5 protein-coding genes and 1 pseudogene are annotated in these 6,416 nt (G+C 73.7%); 1 reads left to right on the plus strand and 5 read right to left on the minus strand.

The window, feature by feature from the left end; all coding sequences use genetic code 11:
- The 4 genes and pseudogenes from GSF22_RS28820 to GSF22_RS28835 form a co-directional block, all read right to left on the minus strand.
- Positions 1–482: pseudogene (locus tag GSF22_RS28820) on the minus strand (hypothetical protein); the annotation flags it as partial.
- Positions 483–527: 45 nt separating this feature from the next.
- Positions 528–1,175, minus strand: a complete 648-nt coding sequence (locus tag GSF22_RS28825) for a response regulator transcription factor (RefSeq protein WP_208816988.1) — start codon at positions 1,173–1,175, stop codon at positions 528–530.
- The gene (locus GSF22_RS28830; protein WP_208816990.1) at positions 1,163–2,452 is read right to left on the minus strand and encodes a sensor histidine kinase; all 1,290 of its coding nucleotides are present in this window, start codon (positions 2,450–2,452) and stop codon (positions 1,163–1,165) included. The genes GSF22_RS28825 and GSF22_RS28830 overlap by 13 nt, the downstream gene beginning before the upstream one ends.
- Positions 2,453–2,565: 113 nt before the next feature.
- Positions 2,566–5,643: a VWD domain-containing protein gene (locus GSF22_RS28835; protein ID WP_208816992.1), complete on the minus strand. Its 3,078-nt coding sequence runs from the start codon at positions 5,641–5,643 to the stop codon at positions 2,566–2,568.
- 111 nt (positions 5,644–5,754) lie between these two features.
- Here GSF22_RS28835 and GSF22_RS28840 point away from each other — a divergent pair, with 111 nt between their 5' ends.
- Positions 5,755–5,952, plus strand: a complete 198-nt coding sequence (locus tag GSF22_RS28840; protein WP_208816994.1) for a hypothetical protein — start codon at positions 5,755–5,757, stop codon at positions 5,950–5,952.
- A 63-nt stretch (positions 5,953–6,015) separates the two neighbouring features.
- Here GSF22_RS28840 and GSF22_RS28845 read toward each other — a convergent pair.
- Positions 6,016–6,416 (minus strand): DedA family protein (locus tag GSF22_RS28845; protein WP_208816996.1); only part of this gene is annotated, 401 nt, incomplete at its 5' end.

A 6,416-nucleotide genomic window follows, 5' to 3' on the forward strand; every position in this document is an offset into this window, starting at 1 on the left:
ATCGGCAGCAGCGAGGCGAAGGGCGCCACGGCACCCTGGACGTTGGCCATCACCAGTGCCAGCGAGAACGACGCGAGCACCGTGACCACAATGCCGGCCGATGCGAGGGCGCCCCGCCGTCCCGCCCCGGGACCGCCGTCCCGCCGGAATGCCCTGCCGAGACGGATGCCGAGGGCGACGAGCACGGCCAGCAGGAGCGCGGCGATCACGGCTTTGGCCAGGTGGTAGCGGAGCCAGTAGTCGACCACCCGGGTCAGTGCCGGGGAAAGGTCCGGGTCACCGGAGCGCCAGTACCCGACGAACGCCCCGCGCAGCGCTTCGCTGAGGTGGCGTCGGTCGGCGAAGCCGCCACCCGGTCGGCCCGCCAGCACGGGTGGGGCGACGACGAAGGCGGTGGCGAGGAGCACCGCAAGGGCGCCGAGCGTGGCGAGGACGCGACCGGGGACACCGGTGGATCGCGGCGCGGCTGGGGGAATGGTCAAGAGAACTCCTTCGACGTGCGGGAGAGGGATGTGCCCGGCCGCTGTTCACTGCTGACCGCGCAGGTAGGTGAGCACGGCGAGGACCCGCCGGTTCGTGTCGTCGTTGACCGGCAGGTGCAACTTCGCCAGCAGGCTGCCGATGTGTTTGCCCACCCCGGCCTCGGTCAGCACGAGGATGCGGGCGATGGCGGCGTTCGAGTGGCCCTCGGCGATCAGGGCCAGCACCTCGCGTTCACGGGGTGACAGGTGGTCGAGCGGGTCGCGGCCGCGCAGCATCAGCTGACGGACCACCTCAGGGTCGACGACCGTGCCGCCCGCCGCCACCCGCCGCAGCATGTCGGCGAACTCCGCGACGTCGGCCACGCGGTCCTTGAGCAGGTAGCCGATGGCGCGGCCCTGGCCCGAGCCGAGCAGTTCGCTGGCATAGCTGTGCTGGACGTACTGGCTCAGCGCCACCACGGCGAGGCCCGGGTGGGTGGCGCGCAGGGCCACGGCGGCCCGCAGTCCCTCGTCGGTGAAGCCGGGTGGCATGCGTACGTCGGTGACGACGAGGTCGGGTGTGGTCTCCCCGACGGCGGTCACCAGGGCGGCGGCGTCACCGACGGCGGCGACGACGTCGAAGCCGAACCGGGACAGCAACCCGACCAGCCCCTCGCGGAGCAGGACGGAGTCCTCCGCGATCACGACGCGCACGGCAGCTCCACCCGCAGGATCGTCGGTCCGCCGGGCGGACTGGAGATGAGCAGTCGGCCCCCGGCCGCAGCCGCCCGGTCGGCCAGGCCGGTGATGCCCGAGCCGCGTGACGGGTCGGCACCGCCGCGTCCGTCGTCGCGTACCTGGACGGTCACCAGGTCGCCGGATCGCCGGGCGGTGACGGTGACCTCGGTGGCGGCGGCATGTTTCACGGCGTTGGCGAGCGCCTCCGACACGGCGGCCAAGGCCACCGTCTCCACGGCCGGGGTGTACCGACCCGGGTCGGCGTCGACGCGGACCGGGAGCGGGCTACCGGCGGCGAGTTCCTCGACGGCGGCTCGCAGTCCGAGTTCCCGTAGTGTGCGCGGGCTGATGCCCCGGATCAGGTCGCGCAGCTCCACCATCAGCGCCTTGGCGTGCTCGTGCGCCGAGGCCACCGCGACGGCTGCGGGCGAGTCGTCGGGCAGGTCGAGCCTGGCGAGGCCGAGTTGCATGGTCAGGCTGACCAGGCGTTGCTGGGCGACGTCGTGCAGGTCGCGTTCGATGCGGTGACGCTCGGCGTCGAACGCGTCGGCCAGCCGGGCCCGGGACCGGGTGACCTCGACCAGTTCGGCGGCGGCCGGGTCGGGTTCGCCGCACAGCAGCAACCGGGCGAGCGCGGCGTGCGCGCCACCGAACGCCGACGCCAGATAGAGCACCACGGGGATCAGCGCCAGTCCCCACGCGGCGCGCCCGACCGCGCTGCCGGTGGCAGCCATACCGACCGCACGGTGGTACACCGCGAACGGGGTGGAGACCACGAGCAGTCCGGCGAGGGCCAGCACACCGAGCCACACCGGCGCGACGACGGCGAGCAGCAGCAGGTACGCCACCGCGCGCCAAGTGGCCGGATCGGTGTAGAGGCTGCCCCTGCGTCGGGACGACGTCGGGCCGTCGTCGGCCAGCCGCAACCGCCACCGCTCCACGGCGGCCACCACGAGCGCCAGCCTCGGTCCGACGAGCACGAGCAGGCCCACACCGACCAGACCGAGCACGGCGGCGACCAGCACGTAGCTGCCGGTCCACCGCAGCGGCGCCTCCTGACCCGATCTCGCCCCGGTCGTCCGCAGCACCTCGACGGCCAGGACCAGCGGGGCCAGCGGACCGCACAGCACGAGCCAGAGCAGACCTGATGCCAGCGCCGTGGTCGCGGTGTAGGCGAGCCCGCGCCACGGCCACGCCGACCTGAGGAACCCGGGCCACACCACCGCCCTGAGCAGCGTGTTCGTCGACGTCATGCAATCACGCTAACGAAGGGCGACCGGCCCGAACCAGGACACTGGGTCGACTCTTGAGGTAGTGCTGGCCATACCTGGCTGCGGTACGGCAGCCGGCGCTGATCGGCGCCGGTTCACCGTCGGAGCGTGAGGGTGACCCGGCCGGTGGCGGTGCCGTACGGGTCCACCAGAAGGGTGTACGTACCGGTGGTCGGCAGGACGGTGGGCTCGATGCCGCCGGTTCCGTTGATCACGCAGCCGGTCCGGACCGCGTCGCCGTCGGGGTCGCGCAGCACCAGCAGACCGCACTGGTCCGGCAGGGTGGCCCCGGTCGCGGTGACCGTCACCGAGGTGCCCGCAGCGGCTTCGAACCGGTAGCCGGTGACGGCGCCCGGCCGGTCGACGGTGGCGACGACCGGTGGTCCGTCGACGTCGACGGTGTCGTACCGGTCCCGGCCGGCGACCAGGTGCAGCGTGGCGAGGCCGGTGGTGCGGTCCACGGGATCCACCAGCACGGTGTAGGTGCCGTCGGTGGGCAGGAGCGTGCCGTCGATCTCACCGGTGCCGTTGACGACGCATCCGGTGCGCAGCGGTTCCCCTTCGGGGTCCAGCAGTTGGAGGGCGGAGCACTGGTCGGTCAGGGTGCTGTCGGGTACGTCGAGGAACACCCGCTCCCCGGCCCGGCCGGTGAACCGGTACCGGGCCCGGGCGCCGGGCTGTTCGACCGCCACGGTCACCGCCGGTCCGTTCGGTTCGAGCGTGCCGGCGGTGTCCCGGGCGGCGTAGACCCGGACGGTGGCCCGGCCGGTGTCGCCGGGGGCGGCGGACATCCGTACCGCGTACGTGCCGTCGATGGTGAGGTCGACGCGGTCGATGTAGCCCGCCCCGTTGACGTTGCAGCCACCGGCGATCTCCCGCCCCGTCGGGTCAACGAGCTGGTACGGCGAGCAACGGTCGGCGAGCCCGGGGGCGGTGGCGTCGACGAAGACGGCGTCCCCGGCGCGGCCCGGGAAGGTCAGCGGGTCACCGCCGGGCGTGAGGGTGCCGGTGGTGACCGGCACGGCGGTGACCGGCGCGCTGACCGGTGGGATCACCTGCTCGGTGGTGGCAGCGGCCACGGCGAACTCGGCACGTCCGCTCACCCCGACGTCGAAGATGCACTCGGCGAGCGGGGCGGGGGCGGTGACGCCGGCCCACCGGCACGTCTCCTCGGCGGCGGCCCGCCGGGCGGGGTCGAGGTCGTCGACGGTGAACGGCCGGTCCGGAAAGCCCCGGTCGGTGAAGGTCGCGGTGTCCTGCCCGTCGTCGTAGTGGAACAGGGCACGGTCCGGGCTGATCCGCCAACTGTCCGCGTAGGCGGGGTAGAGCTGCGCGAAGGGCACGGGCTGGGTGAGGGCCCGACCGGAGGCGGGGGCGATGTCGTCGGCGGGGTCACCGTCGAAGTCGCCGAGCAGGCCGTGCACCTTCCCGGCCCGGCTTGCGGCCAGCCGGATCAGCAGCCGGTAGCCGTAGTGGCCGATCTGGTCGACGGCCGCCGCCGACCCGTCCGGCCATTCCACGTCGAAGCCGTCGGTGGGTCCGGTGTCGGAGGGTCGGCGGGTGAGGCTGCCACCACCGGCGAGGGCGGTCCGCTCCGGTGGCGCCGCGAGCGGTGTGCCGTCGACGTGTACCCGCGTGCCACCGTCGGTGAGGGTGAGGGCCACCCGGTGGTCGCCGACCCGGAAGGCCACGGCGGAGTTGACCGAGGCGGTCCGGGTACCGGCCATCGGGCTCTGCCGGACCTGCACCTCGAGCGGGTCGCCACCGGTGGCGGCCACGAGGACGAACTCACCCACGGCCTGGAAGTCGTAGGAGACCCGGTCGAAGGTGACCAGGTGCGGGTCACCGTTGCTGCCGCCGCAGGTGGCGGAGTTCTCGCAGAGCTTGACCGGTCCCTTGGGCGGTGGGGTCTTCTTCGCGGGCCTGCGGCACTCGTCGAGGCTCTTCGGCAGGGGCTTCCCGTCGTACTCCGTGCGGGGTGGCAGGCCCTTCGCCGTGCGGTAGCGGTTCTCCGCGAAGGTCGCCTTCACCTCGGCGGTCTTGATGCCGGTGCTGCCGCAGATGCCCTGCGGAACCGCGCCCCGGGAGATGTCGTCGGCGTGGTTGAGTTCGTGGTAGAGCGCGGCGCACGGGTCCCGCGCCACACCGTCTTCGTACGGGTCGACCGAGGTCGGGTTCCAGGTGACCGTCGACGACCCCTTACCGTCGGCGCTGTCCGGGGTCTCGAAGGCTCCCGAGCCGCCCGTGGTGGGAATGATCCGTACCCGTGGGGACTTCCTGTCCTGCAGGCGGGGCAGGATGCCGGACGGGTCCCCGCCGGGCACGGCGAACACCTTCAGGCAGCTGTCGACCGCCGCCGGGAAGTCGACACCGTCCACCGGCACGCCGGAGGTGGGGTCGACGGTGTAGTCGGCCCGGGCCGGTCGGTCCTCGACGGCCACCGGAGCGCCGACGGCGAGCAGCAGGACCACGACGACGGCTGACGGTCGACGACGGCGTACCAGCAGCAGGACCACGAGCGTGACGACGAGCAGTACCAGCAGCGCCCCGCCGAGCAACCAGGGCAGCCGACGGTCGATCGGGCCGGCGCCGTCGCCCACCGTGAAGGTGGTGGTCGACAGGGCCGTCCGCCCCGGGCAGGCACCGGTGGCACCGGTCACCGGCAGCGTCAGGTAGCTCGCGGTGACCTCGTACCGTCCGGGTGCTCCGACCGGCCACAGGGTGTCCAGACCGCCGCCGTCGGGCGTCGGGGTCACCGACCGCAACACGATGTCACCGGGTGCGGAGCCGTCGTGTATCCGCACGCCGGGCAGGGTCACGGTCGTGGTCGCGCCGGGTTCGACCGTGGTCAGGGCGGCGGTCGCGGGGGCACCGATGCCGTCGTCGGGGAAGCTGCGGGCGAGCACGGGGCTGACCTCGTGCCCGTCCCGGCGCACGGCGGTGACCTGCACGGTGCCGACCGCGCCGGTCGCCAGTGCGCACGCTGCGGCGGTGCCGTTGGTGACGGTGAGTTCCAGCCGGACCTGGTCACCCGACGGGTAGCCGGGCCGGTCCGGACGCAGGGTGAGGCCGAGGCCGCCGTCGGCGGTCGCGGCGGAGGCGGCCACCGCGGTGGCCGCCAGCGCGGTCGCCAGTACGGCGAATCCCGCGGCGAGTCGTACCGTCCACGTCACGGTGGGGACTGTATGTGGCCTGCGCCACACTCACCGTCAGGGGACGAGCACGCCGGTTTCTACCGGCCGTGACCCGGCTTCGGCGACCAGGAACGACCAGCCGGCGTCCTGGTGGAGGCCTACCGCCGGGGCACACTGCGGCTACGCGACCCGCGCCAGCTCACCGTGGAACCGGAGGACACCGTGCCGCCACCGGTCCTGCGGCACTGGCCCCACCACTCCGACGTGGCATACGACATCGCGGTGAACGACCTCGCCCGGCGGCTGCGGCAGGTACCGGCCCACCGGCGGACACCCGGCAGGGAGTGAACCGGACCCGGCAGGACGACAGGTGGTGGGACCGGCACCCGGCGAGGCTGACGGGCGGGCCGGTCAGCGGTCGACCCGACCCCGCGCGAGCCGGCGGCGCCACCACACCCGCAGTGCCACGACAGCGGCGATCACCGCCACCAGGATCCACTCCCCGATGCCCAGTTCCCGCTCCACGTACCGGTAGGAGGCCGCGCCGAGATAGCCGAGCACCGCCACGGTCGTCGCCCACACCAGCCCGCCGGCCAGGTTCGCCCGCAGGAAGGGCGGCCAGCGCATCCCGCCGGCGCCGGCGACGAGTGGCACCAGGACCCGTAGGACCGCCACCCACCGGCCCACCGCCACCGCCCACGCCCCACGCCGGGCGACCAGGCGGCGGACCCGCGCGACGTCGGCGTGCCGGCGTAGCGGGCCGGGAGCACGGGCCAGCAGCCGGACGCCGTACCGTCGCCCCAGGGCGTAAC

The organism is Micromonospora echinofusca (assembly GCF_017614955.1).
Taxonomy (GTDB): domain Bacteria; phylum Actinomycetota; class Actinomycetes; order Mycobacteriales; family Micromonosporaceae; genus Micromonospora; species Micromonospora echinofusca_A.